The organism is Mesorhizobium sp. M3A.F.Ca.ET.175.01.1.1, from assembly GCF_004791945.1.
GTDB lineage: Bacteria > Pseudomonadota > Alphaproteobacteria > Rhizobiales > Rhizobiaceae > Mesorhizobium.
The window spans coordinates 133,012-154,834 of sequence record NZ_SRTP01000012.1; the positions used below are offsets into that span (position 1 = coordinate 133,012).

A 21,823-nucleotide genomic window follows, 5' to 3' on the forward strand; every position below is an offset into this window, starting at 1 on the left:
GACAATGTCTCAGATTATCTACAAGATCGCCCCCGAGGCTCTGTGGCGCGAGGCGGAGAAGCAAGGGCGCTTCAAGGGCGCGCCGGTCGACATCGCCGACGGCTTCATCCATTTCTCCACCGCCGCGCAGGTGCGCGAGACGGCGGCCAAGCATTTCGCCGGCCAGAGCGACCTTCTGCTGATCGCCATCGATGGCGAGAAATTGGGCTCGGCACTGAAATACGAGGTCTCGCGCGGCGGCTCGCTGTTCCCGCATCTCTATGCGCCGCTTGCTGTCGATGCGGCGATCTGGGTTCGCCCGCTGGCGCTCGGTGCGGATGGGTCGCATCAATTTCCGAAACTGGAGGACGAATGAGCATGCTCGACCGGATCGGCCAGAAGCTGCTGTTCTCATTCGACCCCGAAACCGCGCATGGCCTGTCGATCGCGGCGCTGCGTTGCGGCCTGCCGGTGGCCTCACGGGCGCCGCACGATGCCCGGCTCGAGGTAAGGCTCTGCGGTCTCGATTTCCCCAACCCGCTCGGCATGGCCGCCGGTTACGACAAGAATGCCGAGGTGCCGGACGCGCTGCTTGGCCTCGGCTTCGGCTTCGCCGAGGTCGGGACCATCACGCCCCTGCCGCAGCCGGGCAATCCAAAGCCGCGCATCTTCCGGCTGACGGCGGACGAAGCGGTGATCAACCGGCTGGGTTTCAACAATGAGGGCCATGAGGCCGCCGAAAGGCGGCTTGCCGCGCGCAAAAGGCGCGGCGGCATCGTCGGCGTCAACATCGGCGCCAACAAGGACAGCGCCGACCGCATTGGCGACTACGAGCGCGGGGTGACGCGCTTTGCCCGCTATGCCAGCTACCTCACGGTCAACATCTCGTCCCCGAACACGCCGGGGCTGCGCAACATGCAGGCGCGCGAGCAGCTCGGCGAGCTTCTGTCGCGGGTGACGGCAGCGCGTGCGGCATCGTCGGTGCAGCCGCCTGTCTTCCTCAAGATCGCCCCGGACCTCGTGGACGCAGAACTGGAAGACGTTGCCGCCGAGGTCATCGAGAAGAAGATCGAAGGCGTCATCGTGTCCAACACGACGCTGGCGCGGACTGGATTGCGGCGCACGACCGCCGCCAGCGAGACCGGCGGGCTCTCGGGCAGGCCGCTGTTCGAGCGCTCGACGGCGGTGCTGGCCCGGATGCGCAAGCTGCTTGGCCCGGAGATCGCCATCATCGGCGTCGGCGGCGTCGACTCTGCCGAAACCGCGTTGGAAAAGATCCGCGCCGGCGCCGACCTCGTCCAGCTCTATACCGGCATGATCTATGCGGGTCCGGCGCTGCCGGGACGCATCGTTGCCGGCATGGTCCGCCTGGTTGAAAAGGAGCGCCTGAAGTCCATCGCAGCCTTGCGCGACACCAGGTGCCAGCACTGGGCCGCGAAGTCGCTCAGCTGAACGCCGTTCGCGCTCGCAGCGGCAGCATCGCCAGCAGGCTCAAGCCCCGGACCAGCAGAAACACGTGCAGCGCTGCCCAGAGGCCATTGTTGCCGAAGGCCGGCGCCAACGTGATCAGCGCCCCGCTGAAGGCCAGGAACGACAGCAGCATCATGTTGCGCATGTCGCGCGACCAGGTCGCGCCGATGAAGACGCCGTCCATCTGAAAGGCCAGCACACCACTCAGCGCGGTGAAGGCGGCCCAGGGCAGATAGATGTCGGCGACGGCGCGAACCTCCGGCGAGGTGGTCACCAGCGCGACCAGGTCGGCACCGGCGCTCAGCAGAATAAGGCTGGCTGCGGCCGCCAGGCCGAAACCCCAGGCCAACGTCAGCCGCACGGCTTGCTTGAACGCCGTCCTGGCCCGCGCGCCGATGGCGCGGCCGGCCAGCTGCTCCGCGGCAGTGGCGAAGCCGTCGAGGAAATAACCTGCGATCAGGAAGAAGTTCATCAGCACGGCGTTGGCGGCGAGCATCACTGTGCCGAACTGCGCGCCTTGCCGGGTGAACAGCGCGAAGGCGGCAAGCAGCGAGAAGGAGCGGATCATGATATCGCGGTTGAGCGACAGCATGCGGCGATAGGCCGGCAGGTCGAGGACGCGACGGCGCGACGGACGCTCCAACTTCCGAAAGCGCATCAACACGATGGCAAGGCCAAGCAACATCGCCAGAAATTCGCCGCTGACCGTCGCCCAGGCGACGCCGGCGACACCCCAGCTGAGTTCGAGACCGAGCAGAATGCAAAGAACGATGTTGATGCCGTTGAGCACCAACTGCAGCATCAGCCCCAACCCGCCCTCGCCGCGTCCCAGCACGTAACCCAGTATGGCGTAGTTGACGAGGGAGAAGGGAGCGGCGAGCAGCCTGATGCGGATATAGATCGACATCGCAGCGCTGACGCGCGGCTCGGCGGCCATGAACCACTGCCCGATGGTCGCGACCAGCGGCGCAAGCACCGCCAGCACGATGCCGGCAACGACCGCGATCAGCAGGGCACGCCACAGCACCGCCTGCTCCTCAAGCGCGTCGCCGCGTCCGAAGGCCTGGGCGACAAGTCCGGTGGTCCCTGAGCGCAGGAAATTGAACGAGGCGAAGACGACATCGAAGACCAGCGATCCCACCGCCAGGCCGCCGAGCAGCGCCGCATCGCCGAACTGGCCGACCACCGCCGTATCGACAATGCCGAGCAACGGCGTCGTCAGATAGGCAAGCGTCATCGGCACGGCGATCGCCAGCACCGAACGGTTGGTGACGGCGAAGGATCTGGTGTCGGCCTGGGTCGCATCCAAAGGATTGCTGCCTTGCGGGATTGCTGCTTGATCGAGCAGCCGATGTGCCCCAGTTTGCCGGCACCGTGCAATCGCCTAGCGGCGGTCAACCGAATTCCAGAGCTGGCGCAGGCCCGCATCATGCCGCTGCAGATCGTCCACCATCCTCACTATGACGCCGGCTTTTCCGTCAACCATCGCTTTCCGATGAGCAAGTATCCGCTGCTGATGGCGACACTGCGCGGCCGTGGAGTGGCCGCGCCGGGAGCGCTCTTCCTGCCGGAACCGGCGCCGGCTTCATGGCTGAAGCGTGCGCATGCCGGCGACTATGTCGACCAGGTGCTGGCCTGCGAAGTGCCGGAGAGGATCGAACGCGAGATCGGTTTTCCGGTCGGTGAGCGGGTGTCGCTGCGAGCGCAGCTTGCCACCGCCGGCACGGTGCTCGCGGCACGGCTGGCGCTGAGGCACGGCATTGCCTGCAACGCCGCCGGCGGCAGCCATCATGCAAGGCGTGCGCAGGGAGCGGGCTTCTGCACCTTCAACGACGTTGCCGTGGCCTCGCTTGTTCTGCTCGCCGAAGCCGTCGTCAAAAACATCCTCATCGTCGATCTCGACGTGCATCAGGGCGACGGGACGGCAGATATCCTGAAGGACGACCCGCGCGTCTTCACCTTCTCCATGCATGGCGAGCGCAATTACCCGGCTCGCAAGATCGCGTCCGACCTCGACGTCGCCTTGCCCGACGGCACGGGCGATGCCGCCTATCTCGCGCGGCTCGGCGCCGTCCTGCCCGAGCTTTCGGAACTCAGTCGCTGGGATCTCGTCTTCTACAATGCCGGGGTGGACGTCCATGCCGAGGACAAGCTCGGCAGGCTGGCGCTCTCCGATGACGGGCTGCGTGCGCGCGACGAGATGGTGATCGGCCATTTCCGAGCCCGCGACATCCCGCTCTGCGGCGTCATCGGCGGCGGCTATTCGGCCGATGTGCCGGCGCTTGCCGCCCGTCACGCCATCCTGTTCGAGGTCGCCGCCCGCTTCGCGTGAAGGTTACTTCCTGTAGCTGGCGATCCTGATCAGGATGAAGGCGGGCACAACGATCGCGGCACCGAGCAGGATGTAACCCAGGAAACGGTCGATGGCGTGGAAGCCGAGATTCCACAGATCGATGAAGAACTGGCGGATGCCATAAAAGACGTCCATCGGCGACCAACCGAACGCGTGCATGACGAGGCCGACTAGGAAGGAAACCACCAGCAGCTTCAGGATCACCCTGAGCGGCGTATCGCCTAGGAATCGCGTCAATGCGGACAAGGCTGTTCTCCGGTTCGAGTTGCCCGATTCGGGAGCGTGGCCTCAGAAATACGCACTCTGCCGCCGTTCATCAAGAATCGCGGCTCAACGATTGTGAGGCACCGCAGTGGCGCTGGTCCGGGCCGGCAGGGCGCAGCGGTCGAGCATTTGGCCAAGCGGCGACGTTGCCGGGATCGGACGCCCTTTCATCCACTTCTTGAGGATCTGATCGAACAGATGGATGCACAGCGTGCGAGGTGTTCCGATGTCGGTCAATGAAAGCGCCGGATCAAGCAGCATCGTGATCTGCGTATGCAGCACGGGATAGAACACGTCGATTGGCGCCGCGTGCCGCATCATGCCGGTGGCCTTGGCGAGATAGGTTATCGCCCTCGGTCCCAGTTGGCCCCAATCGTAACGGGAGATGTGGATCGGCAGACCAATCGCCTTGCGCGACCGATACCACAGACGCTTCTCCCGACTCAGCCAAGGCGCGATGTAGTACGGATCATCGGTCATCTTGAGGGCTTCCTCCAGCATCCTGCTGCCCTGCGGCAGCTTGAGCACCGCGCCGTTGAGCTCGAGATTCGTCTGGTGGCCGAAAATGTAGTCTTGCCGCGGAATCGGCTTCAGGCAGAAGACATCGCAATCGACATAAAGCCCCATGCCGGCCTCCAAGATCTTCAGCCGGTAGAGATTTGAAAACAGCGACGGGCTTCCGTTCGACCGATAGTAGACAATCCGCTCTCTAGGCATCAGCGCCGAAGCGTCGAACACCTCCACCTCGGGCGGTACGTTGCGCGGCACGTCGTAGCAATGGAGCAGCACACGATGCCCAGCCATCGTGAAAGAGCGAAGGCAGGCCGCATGCCAATCTTCCAGCGCGGCGCCGATCCAGAGGGCGTTGACGACGGGTTCGATAGGCTGCACTTGACTTGTCCCGAGGTGAAGGAACGGCATTGACGGCCTTCTGACCGTTTGCTGCCAATAGCTGAAAATAATAGAAAAATCTTTGCTCCGTCGCGCCGCGGCCGCGCGGCGCCTGCCTCGGCTTCAATCCGAGCGGCAGATCGCGAAATCTGCAGGATGGCGACCATCCCGTCCTTCAGTGGCGCTCGGCAAGGTATCGCGCTCGCATGGCGTTGCCAACTGAAGCAATGACCGGCAACCTCACCCGCAGCTTTCGATGCATCGACGATTGCTTGAGGCCGGGCCGTCGTGGTAACGAAGCTGCTGCGCGGGTATGATGTAATGGTAGCTTGTCAGCTTCCCAAGCTGAACGCGCGGGTTCGATTCCCGCTACCCGCTCCATTCTTCAGCCCAATGCCGACGCTGTCGGCGCGCCGCGCGCTAGGCCAGCACGCCGCATAGCGGAAGATGTTGTGCCGCCTCGTCGGCTCCCATCCGCATGATGCTGTGCGACAGGCCGCCATGCGCCTCGATCCATTGCCGCACCCAATCGGGGTATTGCGAGAGCAGGTATTCGGCGGCTAGCGCGTTTTGCTGAGCACCGACGCCGAAAGGTAGATGGAAGCCGAATGATGCTCGCGGTGTGACGCAAAGCTGTTGCTGGGGCAAAGACAGATAGAGCGTGCAGGCGCTGTCGCAGGTGCCGTCAAATTCCACCTGTTCCTCGGCGGCACGCAATTCGGCGACGTGCAAGGCGAAGATCGCGATCTGGCCGCCGGGATTCTCCCGTACCGTCTCTGCATTCGCCGGCAGCATCGTCAGGACAGCGGCTAGCAAGCCCATCGCCCTGGCCAGCAGCCTCCACCCAACCCGCGCAGTCGGCAGATCGGTATACATCTTGTTGACCTCGCTCATCTCGCGAGATCAAGGCTAGCATCGGGATGGTTAACAACAGGCAGCAGCTTTGAGACCATTGAACGTCCAGGTCACCCACTGCCCGGCGCCTATCAACAGCACGGCGGCTGCAAAATCAAGCCAATTGCTCCACTGCCACGTCTGAAACGAGCCGAGCCGTGGAGAAGGAAGGACGGGTGAGCGCAGTTGTCCGTTCAACGGCGTGGCGTTACCAAAGCCAAAAGCCGGCCACCGTGCAGTGACCGGCTTGCCGTTGCTAGCGTGTTACAGCCAAACGCGTATCCAAACACGTTCGCGCCTGCAGCGGCGGCGCCAATAGCCATGACGCCAATAGCGGCGGCAGACCCGTCTCCAGCCGCGTCGACGGCGGCGCCGGCGGCGCCGAGGTTCGTGCCAATAGCGATGGTAAACCTGCTCCAGTTCGGCCTTGTCGTCTCCGTCCTCGAAGACAGCCGGATCCGGCTTGTCCAGTTCATCGAGAATGCCGTTGCCGCTTGGGACACCAGCAACCGCCTTGCCGGGTCCGACCATGCTTGCCAGTGCCGCCGCGCCGGCAACGCCAAGCATTCCAGTGAGAAACAACCGACGTTCCATCAAAACCTCCCGAGCTGTTGAGCATCGGTCCTTCGTTTCCTCGTCCCTAACGGGCTCCAACGAATTTCCGATCCATTTGAACGCTCGGGCACGTTTCTCGTTCCATTTACCCCACTTCGCGCAAGATGAAGTCGTGCAGCATCTTGGCCGCCGGCGAGAGCACACGGTTCTTCACCGTGATCAGGCTGTAGGGCCTGACCTCGATGTCGAACTCGGTCTGCACGACGTCGATCGCTCCCGCCAGGCCGTCGGGACTCTGGATGAATTTGGCCACTTGAACCGAGACGGGGGCGATGGCGTCGGATTGCGCCACCATCACCAGCGTCAAGAGCAGCGAAGAGGTGTTGAGGATGCGATCCGGCAGCGCGATGTTGCGATTGAGGAAGTTGCTCTCCATCGCCTGGCGCAGCGGCGAGCCCCCGGACTGGAAGACCCAGTCATAGGCGGCCGTCTCCTCCAGCTTCACCATCTTTCCGCTGACCAGCGGATGGCCGCGGCGCACGATCAGGCAAGCTTTCTCGACGCCGATGACGCGCGATTCGAACAGCCGCGGATTGAGGTCGTCGGGAATTCGGGCGATGATGAAATCGTGACGCGAGGCGATCAGTTCGCGGGCGAGCACGTTCGAGGTCTCCACCTGCATGGTGATCTCGATGCGCGGATAGATGCGGCGGATCTCGCGAATCGCCGGCACCGCCAGCTCGATGGCAGGAGCCGTGACAGCGCCCAGGAACACCGAACCGCCCTTGCCCGCCTTGAGCTCCGCAATCTCGCGATCGGCCTCGCGCATCTCGAGCAGGATCGAGCGGGCGCGCCTTGCGAGCGCCTGGCCATAAGGAGTGAGGGTTACGCCGCGCGGCAGCCGCTCGCACAACCTCACGTCGAGCACGGCCTCCATTTCCCCGATCATTCGGGAGGCGGCCGGCTGCGAGATGTTCATGACCTGGGCAGCGGCGCTCACCCGCCCGTGATCGTCGAGAGCCGCGATCATGCGCATATGACGCAGGCTCAACCCGCTGCGCAGCAGGGTTTCGCCATCGCCCGGAAGCTTCTCGTAACTGTTTGAAATCCCGTCAGGATCACGCAACGCGGCCATCGTTTTTCCATCAGCCCTACAGCAGTCGAGGGTCTTTCATCACATATCAGTTTCGGTATAGCAACAACCAAAGATCGCATTTGACAGTTATGTCAAAGGGACCCACCCTTCGCGCGTTCCGAGGCGCAAGGATCGGTGACGAGCAAGATCGTATCGATTGAAACAGCGTCGCGGAGCCGATTGGGAGGATACCGGAGATCGATAGGCGACAGTGGCGCGTCCGCGCTCCTGATCGACTGCGCGGCCCGCGAAGCCCCGAGGTGTCGCGTCCATCAACCAGGGAGAGTTACTGTGAAAATCATCAAGACACTGGCCGCGGTCGCGGCTCTTGGCATCGCGGCCATGGCGCTGCCCGCGCATGCGGGCGAAGGCCTGGTCGGCGTGCTGATGCCGACCAAGACCTCGCAGCGCTGGATCAACGACGGCGACGCCGTCAAGTCCCAGCTCGAGGCCCTCGGCTACACGGTCGACCTGCAATATGCGCAGGACGACATTCCGAACCAGCTCAGCCAGCTGGAAAACGAAATCACCAAGGGCCCGAAGGCGCTGATCATCGCCTCGATCGACGGCACCACCATGGCCGACGCACTGCAGAAGGCCGCTGACGCCGGCGTCGTCGTCGTCGCCTACGACCGTCTGATCAAGAAGACCCCGAATGTCGACTACTACACCACCTTCGACAATTTCGGCGTCGGCGTGATCCAGGCGAACTCCCTGGTGAAGGGCCTCAAGGAGCGCTTCCCGAACACCAAGCCGTGGAACGTCGAGCTGTTCGGCGGCTCGCCCGACGACAACAACGCCTTCTTCTTCTACAACGGCGCGATGTCTGTCCTGCAGCCGCTGATCGACGACGGCTCGATCAAGATCAAGTCGGGCCAGATGGGCATGGACAAGGTCGGCACGCTGCGCTGGCTCGCCGCCACCGCGCAGGCCCGCATGGACAACCTGCTCTCGGCCAACTACTCGGACGGCAGCCGCGTCGACGGCGTTCTGTCGCCTTACGACGGCCTGTCGCGCGGCATCACCGCCTCGCTGCGCGCCGTCGGTTACGGCACGGATGCACAGCCGTGGCCGATCGTGACCGGTCAGGACGCCGAGACGGCCTCGGTCAAGCTGATCATCTCGGGCGAGCAGTATTCGACGGTGTTCAAAGACACGCGCGAGCTGGCCAAGGCCACCGTGCAGCTGGTCGACAAGGTGCTCTCCGGCGGCAAGCCCGAGGGCCTCGACACCAAGACCTACAACAACGACGTCAAGGTCGTTCCGTCGATCCTGCTGACGCCGCATGAAGTCGACAAGTCGAACTACCAGGCGCAGGTCGTCGACTCCGGCTACATCAAGGCCGAAGAGCTGAAGTAATCCAGCTTTCAAACGGGGGTCCTGCGCGACGCAGGGCCCCTTTTCGTTCAGAAGCGACCCCGGTATTGTTTTTGCCGGCTTCTGCAGCACCGGCCCGTCAGGGCACAAGGAAAGCTGTAGCCTGTTGATTGTCGCGCATGGCACTTTCCGGAAAAGGAAGGCATGCGCCAGGGAGCGGAATTCCTGATGACCTCGACGATTTTGGAGATGCGCGACATCACCAAGACGTTTCCCGGCGTCAAGGCGCTGTCGAACGTCAACCTCAGCGTCGAGGAGGGTGAGATCCATGCCATCGTCGGCGAGAACGGCGCCGGCAAGTCGACGCTGATGAAGGTGCTGTCGGGCGTCTATCCAACCGGCACCTATGAAGGCCAGATCGTCTTCCGCGGCCAGGAGTGCCACTTCAAAGGCATCCATGACAGCGAGCATATCGGCATCGTCATCATTCACCAGGAACTTGCCCTGGTGCCGATGCTGTCGATCGCGGAAAACATCTTTCTCGGCAACGAGCACGCCACCTACGGCGTCATCGACTGGAATGCCAACGAGAGGCGCACCGGCGCCCTGCTCAAGAAGGTGGGCCTCAAGGAAGACCCCAAGACGCTGATCACCAATATCGGCGTCGGCAAGCAGCAGCTTGTCGAGATCGCCAAGGCGCTGAGCAAGGAAGTGAAGCTCCTGATCCTCGACGAACCGACGGCCTCGCTGAGCGAAAAGGACAGCCAGGCGCTGCTTGATCTTCTGCTCGAGTTCAAGCGCCAGGGCATGACCTCGATCCTGATCTCGCACAAGCTCAACGAGGTGAACCGCGTCGCCGACAACGTCACGGTGATCCGCGACGGGCGCACCATCGAGACCTTGCCCAGGAAAGACATCAGCGAAGACCGCATCATCACCTCGATGGTCGGCCGTTCGCTCGACGACCGCTACCCGCCGCGCGAGCCGCAGATCGGCGACGTGATCTTCGAGGTCAAGGACTGGTCGGTCTACCACCCGATCCACCCCGAGCGGCAGGTGATCAAGAACATCAGCCTCAATGTGCGCAAGGGAGAGGTGGTCGGCATAGCCGGACTGATGGGCGCCGGCCGCACCGAATTCGCGATGAGCCTGTTCGGCCGCTCCTACGGCCGGCACATCACCGGAGAGGTGTCGCTTCGAGGCAAGCCGATCGACCTGTCGTCGGTCAGCAAGGCGGTGGAAAGCGGCATTGCCTATGTCACCGAAGACCGCAAGACCTACGGGCTCAACCTCATCGACCACATCAAGCACAATGTGACGCTGGCCAACCTAGGAGGCGTTTCCAGCCGCGGCGTCATCGACGACATGCGCGAGATGAGCGTGGCGAATGACTATCGCAAGAAGACCAACATCCGCGCATCGAGCGTCTATCAGCTGACCGGCAACCTTTCCGGCGGCAACCAGCAAAAGGTCGTGCTGTCGAAATGGCTGTTTGCCGATCCCGAGGTCTTGATCCTCGACGAGCCGACGCGCGGCATCGACGTCGGCGCCAAGTACGAAATCTATACGATCATCGCCCGTCTCGCCGCCGAGGGCAAAGCAATCATCGTCATCTCGTCGGAAATGCCGGAGCTGCTCGGCATCACCGACCGTATCTACGTCATGAACGATGGGCGCATGGTCGGCGAAATGGCGGCGAGTGACGCCAGCCAGGAGAAGATCATGCGCGCCATCGTCCGGGGAGAAGGAAAAAAAGCATCATGAGCACGGAAAGCTCTCCCGCACCGCAAAGCAGCGTCGCCGAGGACGTCCAGCCGGGCCGGCGTATCGCCGTATCGGCGCTGGCGACGAACCTGCGCGAATACGGCCTGATCATCGCGCTGATCGTCATCATGCTGTTCTTCCAGTACACGACGTCGGGTACGCTGTTCAAACCGGTCAACCTCAGCAACCTCGTTCAGCAGAACTCGTTCATCATCGTGATGGCGCTTGGCATGCTGCTGGTCATCGTATCCGGCCATATCGACCTCAGCGTCGGGTCGGTCGCCGGCTTCATCGGCGCGCTGGCGGCGATGATGATGGTCATCTGGCCGCTCGGAATATTCAGCAATCCGCTCGTGGTCTCGATCGTCTGCCTGGTTGTCGGCGCCCTCATCGGCGCGGCGCAAGGCTATTGGATCGCCTATCACCGGATACCGAGCTTCATCGTGACGCTGGCCGGCATGCTGATTTTCCGGGGCATCTGCCAGGCGCTGCTTGGCGGCGGCTCCTCGGTGGGCCCGCTTCCCGACAGCTTCAAGGCGCTGAGTTCCGGCTTCATCCCGGACGTCATCGGGCCGCTGGTGCTGATGCCGCCGACCGTGAACGCCGCCGGCAAGACCATCGTCGGCAGCGGATTGACGCTGCATATGACCACGGTGCTGCTGGGCGTGGTCGCGGTGCTCGCCTACGCCTATTTCGGGCTGAGGGCCCGCCGCAAGCGTGAGCGCCATGGCTATGAAGCCGAGCCTTTCCCGCTGTTCGTCATCAAGACGCTGGTGGGCAGCGCGCTGGCGCTGTTCCTGGTCTTTCAGTTCGCGAGCTACAAGGGCCTGCCGGTCGTGCTGATGGTGATGGGCGTGCTGATCTCGCTGTTCGTCTTCGTCACCAAGCGCATGACCATCGGCCGCCGCATCTACGCCATGGGTGGCAACGCCAAGGCAGCACAGCTGTCGGGCATCAACACCGAACGGCTGACGCTGCTCGTCTTCGTCAACATGGGTGTGCTGTCGGCCCTCGGCGGCCTGATCATTGCGGCCCGACTCGGCCAGGCGGTGCCGGCCGCCGGCCTCGGCAGCGAGCTCGACGTGATCGCGGCCGTCTTTATCGGCGGCGCCTCGGCGATGGGCGGCGTCGGACAGGTGATCGGCGCCGTGGTCGGCGGCTTCATCATGGGCGTGATGAACAACGGCATGTCGATCATGGGCGTCAATGTCGACTGGCAGCAGGTGGTCAAGGGCCTGGTGCTGCTCGGCGCCGTCATCTTCGACGTCTACAACAAGAACAAGGCCTGACAGGAGCAATTCCAGGAACAGCGCAGAGCGGTTCTCCGTCCGGAATTGCGTAAGACGAATACTTAGAGCGGGCAGCGTTTCGGTCGAAATGCCGACCCGCTCCAGCGAGGAAGGCAGGAGGCATACGGGTCCAGATCGCGAAGCTGCCGGCAGCGGGCCGGCGCCAAAGAAGTCCCGTCAAGGACCAGCCTCGCGACCGCAATCCGGATGAAGAGTTTCAACCGTGGCACGGATCGGTTCCGGGCCGCGCCCGGTAGGGTTTGCCGATGGGCAACCCGCCTAAGGCAGAAGAAAGAGGGTGCACCATGCTGATTTCCCAGATCCTCGACGACGCCGAGACGATCCGCGTCGTTGCCCGCAGCGGCGGCAAGACCCGGATCATCAACGGCGCGCGCAGCGTCTATTCGCTGGCCATGGAAGCGGCGCGCACGGGCACCGGTCTCGAAGCGCTGATCGAGCGTAAGGGCTATGGCGAAGCGGTCGATCTCGACGCCGCCTACAAGAAGGGGCGGGTGGTGTCGCCGATCAATCATCCTGATCCTGCCCATCTCCACCTGACCGGCACCGGGCTCACACATCTCGGCTCGGCGGCGACGCGCGATTCCATGCACAAGAAGCTCAGCGACAGCGAGGAGCAGCTGACCGATTCCATGAAGATGTTCCGCATGGGGCTGGAAGGCGGCAAGCCGGCCAAGGGCCAGATCGGCGTGCAGCCGGAATGGTTCTACAAGGGCAACGGCACCATGGCGGTTGCGCCGGGCGCGGCGCTGATGTCGCCCGCCTTCGCGCAGGACGCCGGCGAGGAGCCGGAGATCGCCGGCATCTATGTCATCGGCGATGACGGCGCGCCGTTCCGCGTCGGATTCACCCTGTCCAACGAGTTTTCCGACCACGTCACGGAGCGGGTGAACTATCTGTTCCTCGCCCATTCCAAGCTGCGCAATGCCTCGTTCGGGCCGGAGATCCTGATCGGCGACCTGCCGGCCGACATACGCGGCTCATCGCGCATCTATCGCGACGGCAAGGTGCTTTGGGAAAAGCCGTTCCTGTCGGGCGAGGCGAACATGTCGCACACGATCGCCAATCTGGAGCATCACCACTTCAAATATTCGGCCTTCCGCCAGCCGGGCGACGTGCATGTGCACATGTTCGGCACCGCGACGCTGTCCTTCGCCGACGGCATCAGGACCGAAGAGGGCGACATGTTCGAGATCGAGGCCAAGGATTTCGGCCTGCCGCTGCGCAACCCACTCGAGATCGAGAAGCCGGTGAAGGTGGCGGTGAAGGCGCTGTGAGGTGAGAGCGTGATCTCCCCCCTCGTGGGACCCACGAGGGGGGAGATTGGCAGCTTCAATCTCAATAAATATCGAAGTCGAAATACTTGGCCTGGATCTTCTTGTAGGTGCCGTCGGCGACGATGGCGTCGATGGCCGCGTTGAGGCGGTCGCGGAGCGCAGTGTCCTCCAGGCGCACGGCGATGCCGGCCTCGGTCTCGGTGCCCTTGACGTCGCCGACCAGCTTGCAGCAGCCGTCGCTTGCCTTCTTCAGCCAGTCGACAAGCACGAACTTGTCCGAGATGACGGCGTCGAGGCGGCCGTTCTGGAGATCGGTGATCGCCTCCTCCTGAGTGGGATAGAGCTTGGCTTCGGCGCCGGCCTTGGCGTAGGCGTCCTGGGCATAGTCCGCCTGCGTGGTCGAAGCCTGGGCGCCGACCGTCTTGCCGGCGAGCGCGGCGGGCTCGGTCGAGGCAATGTCGCTGTCCTTCAGGGCCACGAGCGCAAGAGGCGTGGTGTAGTATTTATGGGTGAAGGCGACCTGCTTCTTGCGTTCCTCGGTGATGCTCATCGAGGCGATGATGGCGTCGAACTTCTTGGCCTGCAGCGCCGGGATGATGCCGTCCCAGTCCTGGGTGACGATCTCGCATTCGACCTTCATCTGCGCGCAAAGCGCATTGGCGATGTCGATGTCGAAGCCTTCGACCTTGCCGTCGGGCGTGATGGTGTTGAAGGGCGGATAGGCGCCCTCGGTGCCGATCTTGATCTTTTCGGCGGCGCTGGCCGAACCAGCACCAATCGCCAGCATGGCAGCGGCCGCCGCCGATATGATCCATCTCGATATCTGCATGTTCGTCTCCCTCAGTGAGGCTCGACCGGTCCACGTAGCCAATCATGGCCGGCAGGTCCCGGCAAGCGGAGTCTGAGTTGACGATAATCGGAGCGGTTCCCGCTCCGATCATTTTTCGCGCTTCCGGACGAAAAACTGCTGCGCAGTTCCTGGGATTGCTTAGCGCGCAGCGCGGAAATGCTTGGAAAGCTTCAGCCCCTGCGCCTGGTAGTTGGAGCCGAGGTCGCTGCCGTAAAGCGCCTGCGGCCGCTTCAGCATGTGCTCGTAGACCAGGCGCCCGACAATCTGGCCGTGGTCGAGGATGAACGGCACCTCGTGGCTGCGCACTTCGAGCACCGCGCGGCTGCCGCTGCCGCCGGCGGCTGAGTGACCAAAGCCCGGATCGAAGAAGCCGGCATAGTGGACGCGGAACTCGCCGACCAGCGGGTCGAAGGGCGTCATCTCGGCGGCATAAAGCGGCGGCACATGCACCGCTTCCCGGCTGACCAGGATGTAGAATTCGTCCGGGTCGAGCACCAGTTCGCCGGCGCCGCTCTTGTAGAGCGGCTCCCAGAAATCGACCACGTCCTGGGCGGCGCGCTTGTCGACATCGACGAGGCCGGTGTGATGCTTGCCGCGATAGCCGACCAGGCCGTCCTTGTCGCCGTCGAGGTCGATCGACAGCGCGATGCCGCCGCCGGAAATGTTGGGCGGCTCCGTCGCGACCAGCATCTCGGCGCCGTGAAGGTCGCGCAGCTCCTTTTCCGATAGCACCGCATTGCCGATGCGGAAGCGGATCTGCGACAGGCGCGAACCGGCGCGCACGACGATCGGGAAAGTGCGCGGGCTGACCTCGAGATAGAGCGGACCATGATAGCCGGCGGCGATCTTGTCGAACTCGTGTCCGCGGTCGGTCATGACACGCGTGAAGATGTCGAGACGGCCGGTCGAGCTCTTCGGATTGGCCGAAGCCGAAATATTTGAAGGCAGGGTCAGGCTTTCGAGCAGCGGCACGATATAGACGCAGCCCGTCTCCAGAACCGCGCCCTCGGCAAGGCTGATCTCATGCAGCTTCAGCCGGTCGAGCTTGTCGGCCACCAGATGATCCGGGCCGGGCAGGAAAGAGGCGCGCACCCGGTAGGCCTTGTCGCCAAGCCTGAGGTCAAGGCTCGCCGGCTGGATCTGGTTGGTGTCCAGCGCGCGCGGCGATTTCAGCGCGCCCGACTGGAACAGCGCCGCGATGTCCTGGTCCGGAAGAATGCCTGTCTGCCGCAAGGTCTGGCTCCGCTAAGGCCGGGCAAGCACGTGATTGTAGCAGGCTCCTGCCGCAAAACCGTAAGGGTTTCGCCCTACCTGCCTGGCACAACCTCTTAATGAAGCCGGCAATTGACGCAAGCGCGGCACGGGTCTAAAGGGTCGTTATCCCGTGGTGATTTGGCCGGTCGGCTTGCAGCCACGTTAAACAAGTCGCTAAAGGACCGTTGGCCGCAAGGCCGTATGGACCGGTTGCGACGTCGCGGCCGGTCTTTTTGTGTTTGGAAGCAGGGCTATGAGCAGCAAAAAGCGTAATTGGAAGCCTCAGACGGCACTCGTGCATGGCGGAACGCTGCGTTCCGGCTTCGGCGAGACTGCCGAGGCGATCTACCTCACCCAGGGCTATGTCTATGAGAGCGCGCAGGCGGCGGAAGCCCGTTTCAAGGGCGAGGAGCCGGGCTTCATCTATTCGCGCTACGCCAACCCGACAGTCGACATGTTCGAAAAGCGCATGTGCGCGCTGGAGGGCGCAGAGGACGCGCGCGCCACCGCTTCGGGCATGGCGGCGGTGACGGCGGCACTGCTCTGCAGCGCCAGGGCCGGCGACCATATCGTTGCGGCCCGCGCCCTGTTCGGCTCATGCCGCTGGGTGGTCGAGACGCTGGCGCCGAAATACGGCATCGAGGCGACGCTGGTCGACGGCACCGACATTGCGAACTGGGAAAAAGCGGTCAGGCCGAACACGAAGCTGTTCTTCCTGGAAAGCCCGACCAACCCGACGCTTGAAGTGGTCGACATCACTGCCGTTGCCGCGCTCGCCAACTCGATCGGCGCCAGGCTGATCGTCGACAATGTCTTTGCCACGCCGCTGCAGCAGAACCCGTTGCAGCTCGGCGCGCATATCGTCGTCTATTCGGCAACCAAGCACATCGACGGCCAGGGGCGCTGTCTCGGCGGCATCATCCTGTCGGACAAAAAGTGGATCGACGAGAACCTGCACGACTATTTCCGCCACACCGGTCCGAGCCTCTCGCCCTTCAATGCCTGGACGCTGCTCAAGGGCCTGGAGACGCTGCCGCTGCGCGTGCGCCAGCAGACGGAAAGCGCCGGCAAGATCGCGGACTTTCTGGCGGAGCGGCCGGAGATTGCCCGCGTCATCTATCCGGGCCGGGCCGACCACCCGCAGGCCGATATCGTCAGGAAGCAGATGTCGGGCGGCTCGACGCTGATCTGCCTCGACGTCAAGGGCGGCAAACAGGCGGCATTCGCCGTCCAGAACGCGCTCGACATCGTGCTGATCTCCAACAATCTCGGCGACGCCAAGAGCCTGATCACCCATCCGGCGACGACGACGCACAAGAACCTCAGCGACGAGGCGCGGGCGGAGCTTGGCATCGGGCCCGGCACGCTCAGGCTGTCCGTCGGGCTGGAGGATACGGATGACCTGCTCGCCGACCTCGAACAGGCGCTGAAGGCGGCCAAGTAGGCGGTGCCGGTTGGGCGCCGCTTAATGCATGTCGCTAGAAGTGTGCAGCGGTTCTGGGACAACGACATGCATCAAAGCAAAGGCCTGAAGCGCGTGAACTGAATTCGCTAATGCGTATCAGTGCGACCCGCTTTAGGCGCCCTCTTCCAGCTCGGTCATCGCATTGGCGCGGATGGTCATGGCGTTGCCGCGCCAGTCGACGGCACCGCCGAACCAGCCGCGCGCCCAGATGGCGGGAAGCAGGGCGTCGCGCACCATCATCGCGGTGATGCTGCGCGGCGATAGATACCAGCCCTTGGACGAGGCGAGCAGGCATTCCGGCAGATAGGCGATGGCCAGCACGCAAAGCGCCGTGGCAGGCAGGCTGACGCCGGCGCTGGCCGCCGCGATCAGCGCGAGCAAGAGCGGAGCCGCCACGCCGGTGAGGACCTCGGGGACGAAGAATTGCGGGAAGGTGACGCGCCGCAGCCTCGCCCAGCGCGCCTGGCGCGACCAGACTTCGGCGAGCCGACGCTGGCCGAGCGGCTGCTCGAAGGGCGCTGCGACCAGATTGACCTTCAGGCCAAGCCCGTTGACCAGCTTGGTGGCGGCCGCATCCTCGGCGATCTCGGCAGCCAAAGCGTGGATGCCGCCACTGCCGTCGAGCAGCGGCTTGTTCCACAGCATGCTCTTGCCTTGGGCAAAGCCGAGGCCGAGCGCTTCGCCGGCATATTGCCAGCGCGCCTGCAACGTGTTGAGGAAGGCACATTCGACCTCGGCCCAGAAGCCGTCCGGGCGCGAGCCGATCGGCGTCGAGCAGACGAGGCCGGTATCCGGCCGCCATGCCGCCAGCAGATGCTGGACATAGTCCTTCGGCATCAGCACGTTGGAATCGGCAAGGATCACCCAATCGTTCCGGGCCGCCTGCCATCCCTTGACGCAATTGTTGAGCTTGGGATTGGCGCTCACCTTGTCGTCGCCGATGAGCAACCGCGCCGGAACCTTGGGGTATCGCGCGATCGCGGCACTGACGAGTTTGATTACCGGATCTTCGCCATGGGCGACGCAGAAGATCAGCTCGTAGCGCGGCCAGTCGAGCGAGAAGGCGCGCTGGAGCGTCTCCCTTGTGAACGCCTCGACGCCACGCAGAGGCACAACGATCGAGACGGCCGGCTGCTTGCTTGCAGGGGGAGCAATGACGTGGCGCCGCTTCAGCCGCGATGCCGCCAAGAGGATGCTGGCGAGATTGGAAACAAGTAGGGCTGACGAGGTGACGGCGGCCGCGAAAGTCAGTTCCATCGAAGTCTGGCACTCCCGAAAGGCCGCCCGCGGCCATCCATTCGACGGAGCGCCCGAGTCGCCCGACACGGTTTGTGCACACCAACCATTGTCATGTGTCACTCAAATGACATTGTTTGGCGGCACTGCGCGTCGAGGTCGGGAGATTGGGCTGCCTTGCGTTGATAATGCCGCGCAGCGCGACAAATATTTCCTGCCGCAGCACCGGAGTTGCTCATGTATCGCGCCGTGACGCGGAACATAGAAGTGCAGGTCAGGCCGTTCTTCCTGGAGGATCGCTCCGATCCATCAGAGAACCGCTATGTCTGGGGATACCAGGTGACGATCGACAATCGATCGGAAGAGTTCGTTCAGCTTCTATCGCGCTACTGGCACATCACCGACGGTCATGGCCGCGTCGAGGAAGTGCGTGGCGCGGGCGTCGTCGGCGACCAGCCGGAACTCAACCCCGGCGACAGCTACCAGTACACGTCGGGCTGCCCCCTCTCGACGCCGTCCGGCATCATGGTCGGCCACTATACGATGCGCAACGGGCGCGGCGAGATGTTCGACGTCGCGATCCCGGCCTTCTCGCTCGACATGCCGGGCACAAGGCGGACGGTGAATTAGTGCCGGCCTGTCCGCGCATCTTGGCGCCACATATCGACTGGCTGCATGCGCCATCTCTGCTCCAACTGGATCAGTCCGATTGGCGCTGCCGCAGGATCGGCACTTTCGCCAAACGCAGCGTCCAATGCCAAGCGATGCCGTGAAAGCGCCGCGCCAACAGGAGTGTCCGGCCATGCTCGAAGCAGCAGCCTCATGAGCAGTATTGAAACAGGATTGTTTCTCGGCCGGATACCATTCGCGAAAGTCGGAACGCGACCGGAAAGTCTTATTGTCATCAACGGCGGTCAAGGGTTCATGATGAAGCCCGAACCTTCCAGATTGGAAAAGGACGCCAGACGGCTCAAACGGATCCTTCCACCGGGCATGAGCTTTGTGCTGATCAGCTACGATCCAGATCCAAAAGACGATGTTTCACTCAGGAATATGGCTCGAGACATCTCAGAGATCATCGACACCAACCTCAACAAGCCGGCACGTTTGATGGGTATTTCCTATGGCGGCGTGGTGGCAACGCATGTGGCCGCAGACTATCCCGACTCCGTGGAAAAACTGATCTTACTGGCGAGCGCACATGGCTTTTCGGCCGATGGAAAAAAGCGGCTCCACAGACAGATCCAATTCGCGAAAGACGAACAATTTCATGCGTTGCTGGAGGAATTCGCGACGGTATTTCGGCGACCGTGGCTGAACCTGCTGTTGCGTTTTCGCCTGATGTTCAAACGCAGATTGATTGCACGAATGGGAGCCCAGAGTTCAATCGTCCGCTACCTCGAAGCAATGCTCCACAACAATGTGACGAACGAAGACCTTCGCAACATCTCGGCCAGAACCTTGATCCTAGGCGGTGAAAGGGACCAGTTCTTCGGCAGCGGCATGATGGAAGCCGCCGCGAGTGGGATCGGGGGAGCGAAGCTCATGGTGCTCGCGGAAGAAACCCATATGGCCCCAGTCGAACGAGCATCAGATGTCCGCAAGCACATCCAGGAATTCATTTGACGTCGGCATACCGCGGCAACGAAGCCCTATCAAACAAGGGAACGACGCCAAGGCGAGCTAAAATCCTCTCCCCCGACGGGTCTCTCGGGGGAGAGAAGACAGATGGGGAAAGGTCTTGTGAACAAGAAGCGACCTTATCCAGCCGCCACGAACTCCGTCGGATCGAAATCGTACTGCGTCGAGCAGAATTCGCAGGCGACATGGATGCCGCCCTCTTCGGTCGAGTCCTTGATCTCCTGCGCCGAAAAACCCTCGAGAATGCCGCGGATCTTTTCGCGCGAGCAGGAGCATTCGTCGGCGACCGGCACACCGCGGAAGACACGCACGCCGTGCTCGTGGAACAGCCGGTAGAGCAGCCGTTCGGCGCCCACGGTCGGATCGATCAACTCGGTCGGCTCGGTGGTGCCGAGCAGTGCCAGAAGCTCCTGCCAGGAATTGTCGGCCGGCTCGTGCGTCACATTGCGCGGATCGCCGTCGCCGCCCGAAATATCGGGAACGCGCATCCGCTCCGACGCCTGCGGCAGGAACTGCGCCAGGATGCCGCCGGCGCGCCATTGCTCACGCGCGCCGCCGGGGCCGGGCGTCACCAGCTTGGCGACCGACATTCTGAGATCGGTCGGGATCTGCTCCGACTGCCGGAAATAGGTGCGAGCGGCGTCCTCCAGCGACGTGCCGTCAAGCTGGACGATACCCTGATAGCGCTGCGTATGCGCGCCCTGGTCGATGGTCAGCGCCAGGACGCCTGCGCCGAGCAGCGCCTGCTGCGAGGTCTGGCCCGTTGCGGTCAGCGCCTCGAGCCTGTCGGCATCAAATCGCGCATAGGCCCGCAGCGCGTGCGGCGTGGTGAAGTCCGCCACCAGCATGTCGACCGGCCCGTCGGTGCGGGTCTGCAGGATGAACTTACCTTCGAACTTCAATGAGGTGCCGAGCAGCACGGTCAGCACGCAGGCCTCCGCGAGCAGGCGGGCGACCGGCTCTGGATAGTCGTGGCGGCTCAAAATGGCGTCGAGCATCGGCCCGAGTTGCACGGTGCGGCCGCGCACGTCGAGCGGCGCGACCTCGTACGGAACGACATGGTCGTCGCCGGCGAAGCCGAATTCACCGAGTCTGGGTTGATGTTCAGCCAATGGGCGGGTTTCCAACATGACAAAGCTCCGGGGCGCGGCCATGCCGCCCGGCGGGCAGCATGCGCAGGAACGCGCTCGATTTGCGTGATGGCCCGCAGATAGGCATCACGTTGGCCCGGATCAAGGCAACCCCATTCAAGCGCCCAGGCACCAGGCCAGCACCGCCTTCTGGGCGTGCAGCCGGTTCTCGGCCTCGTCGAACACCACCGAATGCGGCCCGTCGATCACCTCGTCGGTCACCTCCTCGCCACGATGCGCCGGCAGGCAGTGCATGAACAGCGCGTCAGGCTTTGCCTTGGCCATCAGCGCCGCGTTGACCTGGTAAGGCAGGAAGACATTATGACCGCGCGCGCGGTGCTCCTGGCCCATCGATACCCAGCAATCGGTGACGATGCAGTCCGCCTGGTCGACGGCTTCCTCGGCGTTGCGGGTGAAACTCAGCTTGCCGCCATTGGCCTTCGCCCAGTCGACATGCTTTTCGGCCGGCTCGCTGCCTTCGGGCACGGCGACATTGAGCTTGAAGCGGAAGCGCGCGGAGGCTTCCAACAGCGAGTGCAGCACGTTGTTGCCGTCGCCGGTCCAGGCGAAGGTCTTGCCGGCCACCGGACCACGATGCTCCTCGAAGGTCATGATGTCGGCCATCAGCTGGCAGGGGTGAGTGTCGTCGGTCAGGCCGTTGATGACCGGAACGGTGGCATTCTCGGTGAGCTCCAGCAGCCGGTCATGCGAAGTGGTGCGGATCATGATCGCATCGACATAGCGTGACAGCACCTTGGCGGTGTCGGCGATGGTCTCGGAACGGCCGAGCTGCATCTCGGTGCCGGTCAGCATGATCGTCTCGCCGCCGAGTTGCCGCATGCCGACATCGAAGGACACGCGCGTGCGCGTCGAAGGTTTGTCAAAAATCATCGCCAGCACCTTGCCTTCGAGCGGCTTCGAGCGCTCGCCGGCCTTGAGCCTGGTCTTGCGCGCCATCGCATCGTCCAGCATGAAGCGCAGATCGCCTTCGGAAACGGCGGACAGATCGGTGAAGTGACGAACACTCATCGGCAGGTTTCC

Annotated in this window: 21 protein-coding genes, 1 tRNA gene and 1 riboswitch; of the genes, 11 read left to right on the top strand and 11 right to left on the bottom strand. The window is 63.4% G+C overall.

Annotated features, from left to right (window positions below; all coding sequences use genetic code 11):
* Nucleotides 1-4: 4 nt before the first annotated feature.
* Together EN818_RS23945 and EN818_RS23950 are read left to right on the top strand one after the other, a co-directional pair.
* Nucleotides 5-355, top strand: coding sequence for a DUF952 domain-containing protein (locus EN818_RS23945; protein ID WP_165350073.1), 351 nt, complete (start codon nt 5-7; stop codon nt 353-355).
* Entirely contained in the window at nt 352-1,431 is a 1,080-nt protein-coding gene (locus EN818_RS23950; protein WP_095807781.1) for a quinone-dependent dihydroorotate dehydrogenase, read from the top strand. Before EN818_RS23945 ends, EN818_RS23950 begins: the two co-directional genes overlap by 4 nt.
* On the opposite strand, the gene EN818_RS23955 is transcribed toward EN818_RS23950, so the two are convergent.
* Entirely contained in the window at nt 1,424-2,758 is a 1,335-nt protein-coding gene (locus EN818_RS23955; protein WP_189523834.1) for an MATE family efflux transporter, read from the bottom strand. The genes EN818_RS23950 and EN818_RS23955 overlap by 8 nt on opposite strands.
* 120 nt (nt 2,759-2,878) lie before the next feature.
* Between EN818_RS23955 and EN818_RS23960 the strand changes: the two genes are divergently transcribed.
* A complete protein-coding gene (locus EN818_RS23960; RefSeq protein ID WP_095807870.1) occupies nt 2,879-3,781 on the top strand; it encodes a histone deacetylase in 903 nt (300 codons plus the stop codon).
* Nucleotides 3,782-3,784: 3 nt separating this feature from the next.
* On the opposite strand, the gene EN818_RS23965 is transcribed toward EN818_RS23960, so the two are convergent.
* On the bottom strand, nt 3,785-4,048 hold the full coding sequence (locus EN818_RS23965; RefSeq protein WP_095807780.1) for a DUF6460 domain-containing protein: 264 nt from the start codon (nt 4,046-4,048) through the stop codon (nt 3,785-3,787).
* 84 nt (nt 4,049-4,132) lie between these two features.
* Entirely contained in the window at nt 4,133-4,957 is an 825-nt protein-coding gene (locus EN818_RS23970) for a galactosyltransferase Lgt5 (protein ID WP_095807779.1), read from the bottom strand.
* A gap of 307 nt (nt 4,958-5,264) precedes the next feature.
* Here EN818_RS23970 and EN818_RS23975 point away from each other — a divergent pair.
* Nucleotides 5,265-5,338, top strand: a tRNA-Gly gene (locus tag EN818_RS23975).
* A 39-nt stretch (nt 5,339-5,377) separates the two neighbouring features.
* Here the strand turns inward: EN818_RS23975 and EN818_RS23980 are convergent.
* The 3 genes from EN818_RS23980 to EN818_RS23990 all read right to left on the bottom strand — a co-directional run bounded on the left by EN818_RS23980 (nt 5,378) and on the right by EN818_RS23990 (nt 7,541).
* Nucleotides 5,378-5,851, bottom strand: a complete 474-nt coding sequence (locus EN818_RS23980) for a hypothetical protein (protein WP_095807778.1) — start codon at nt 5,849-5,851, stop codon at nt 5,378-5,380.
* 264 nt (nt 5,852-6,115) lie between these two features.
* Complete coding sequence (locus EN818_RS23985; protein ID WP_095807777.1) at nt 6,116-6,445, bottom strand: protamine-2 (modular protein); 330 nt, start codon at nt 6,443-6,445, stop codon at nt 6,116-6,118.
* A gap of 106 nt (nt 6,446-6,551) precedes the next feature.
* Nucleotides 6,552-7,541, bottom strand: a complete 990-nt coding sequence (locus EN818_RS23990; protein ID WP_095807776.1) for a LysR family transcriptional regulator — start codon at nt 7,539-7,541, stop codon at nt 6,552-6,554.
* A gap of 291 nt (nt 7,542-7,832) precedes the next feature.
* On the opposite strand from EN818_RS23990, the gene chvE reads away from it, so the two are divergent.
* The 4 genes from chvE to araD1 all read left to right on the top strand — a co-directional run bounded on the left by chvE (nt 7,833) and on the right by araD1 (nt 13,206).
* Complete coding sequence (gene chvE / locus EN818_RS23995) at nt 7,833-8,900, top strand: multiple monosaccharide ABC transporter substrate-binding protein (RefSeq protein WP_095807775.1); 1,068 nt, start codon at nt 7,833-7,835, stop codon at nt 8,898-8,900.
* Between the two features lie 186 nt (nt 8,901-9,086).
* Nucleotides 9,087-10,622 (top strand): multiple monosaccharide ABC transporter ATP-binding protein, encoded by a 1,536-nt coding sequence (gene mmsA / locus EN818_RS24000; protein WP_095807869.1) that lies wholly within the window; start codon nt 9,087-9,089, stop codon nt 10,620-10,622.
* A complete protein-coding gene (gene mmsB, locus EN818_RS24005; protein ID WP_095807774.1) occupies nt 10,619-11,911 on the top strand; it encodes a multiple monosaccharide ABC transporter permease in 1,293 nt (430 codons plus the stop codon). The genes mmsA and mmsB overlap by 4 nt, the downstream gene beginning before the upstream one ends.
* 305 nt (nt 11,912-12,216) lie before the next feature.
* Nucleotides 12,217-13,206 (top strand): AraD1 family protein, encoded by a 990-nt coding sequence (gene araD1 / locus EN818_RS24010; RefSeq protein ID WP_095807773.1) that lies wholly within the window; start codon nt 12,217-12,219, stop codon nt 13,204-13,206.
* A 61-nt stretch (nt 13,207-13,267) separates the two neighbouring features.
* On the opposite strand, the gene EN818_RS24015 is transcribed toward araD1, so the two are convergent.
* Nucleotides 13,268-14,035, bottom strand: a complete 768-nt coding sequence (locus EN818_RS24015) for an ABC transporter substrate-binding protein (protein WP_129553487.1) — start codon at nt 14,033-14,035, stop codon at nt 13,268-13,270.
* A gap of 159 nt (nt 14,036-14,194) precedes the next feature.
* Nucleotides 14,195-15,289 (bottom strand): 2'-deoxycytidine 5'-triphosphate deaminase, encoded by a 1,095-nt coding sequence (locus tag EN818_RS24020; RefSeq protein WP_095807772.1) that lies wholly within the window; start codon nt 15,287-15,289, stop codon nt 14,195-14,197.
* A gap of 141 nt (nt 15,290-15,430) precedes the next feature.
* Nucleotides 15,431-15,508, top strand: a riboswitch (SAM riboswitch).
* Between the two features lie 55 nt (nt 15,509-15,563).
* Between EN818_RS24020 and EN818_RS24025 the strand changes: the two genes are divergently transcribed.
* Nucleotides 15,564-16,754 carry an O-succinylhomoserine sulfhydrylase gene (locus tag EN818_RS24025; RefSeq protein WP_135905541.1) on the top strand — a complete coding sequence of 397 codons (1,191 nt, stop codon included), beginning with the start codon at nt 15,564-15,566 and terminating at the stop codon, nt 16,752-16,754.
* Between the two features lie 132 nt (nt 16,755-16,886).
* Here the strand turns inward: EN818_RS24025 and EN818_RS24030 are convergent, their stop codons facing one another.
* A complete protein-coding gene (locus EN818_RS24030; RefSeq protein ID WP_095807770.1) occupies nt 16,887-18,032 on the bottom strand; it encodes a ceramide glucosyltransferase in 1,146 nt (381 codons plus the stop codon).
* 216 nt (nt 18,033-18,248) lie between these two features.
* Between EN818_RS24030 and apaG the strand changes: the two genes are divergently transcribed.
* Together apaG and EN818_RS24040 are read left to right on the top strand one after the other, a co-directional pair.
* Nucleotides 18,249-18,641 (top strand): Co2+/Mg2+ efflux protein ApaG, encoded by a 393-nt coding sequence (gene apaG, locus EN818_RS24035; RefSeq protein ID WP_095807769.1) that lies wholly within the window; start codon nt 18,249-18,251, stop codon nt 18,639-18,641.
* 192 nt (nt 18,642-18,833) lie between these two features.
* Complete coding sequence (locus EN818_RS24040; protein ID WP_176478408.1) at nt 18,834-19,637, top strand: alpha/beta hydrolase; 804 nt, start codon at nt 18,834-18,836, stop codon at nt 19,635-19,637.
* Nucleotides 19,638-19,771: 134 nt separating this feature from the next.
* On the opposite strand, the gene EN818_RS24045 is transcribed toward EN818_RS24040, so the two are convergent.
* Together EN818_RS24045 and argF are read right to left on the bottom strand one after the other, a co-directional pair.
* A complete protein-coding gene (locus tag EN818_RS24045) occupies nt 19,772-20,806 on the bottom strand; it encodes an Hsp33 family molecular chaperone (protein WP_095807767.1) in 1,035 nt (344 codons plus the stop codon).
* A 93-nt stretch (nt 20,807-20,899) separates the two neighbouring features.
* Nucleotides 20,900-21,811 (bottom strand): ornithine carbamoyltransferase, encoded by a 912-nt coding sequence (gene argF, locus EN818_RS24050; RefSeq protein ID WP_095807766.1) that lies wholly within the window; start codon nt 21,809-21,811, stop codon nt 20,900-20,902.
* Between the last annotated feature and the right edge of the window lie 12 nt (nt 21,812-21,823).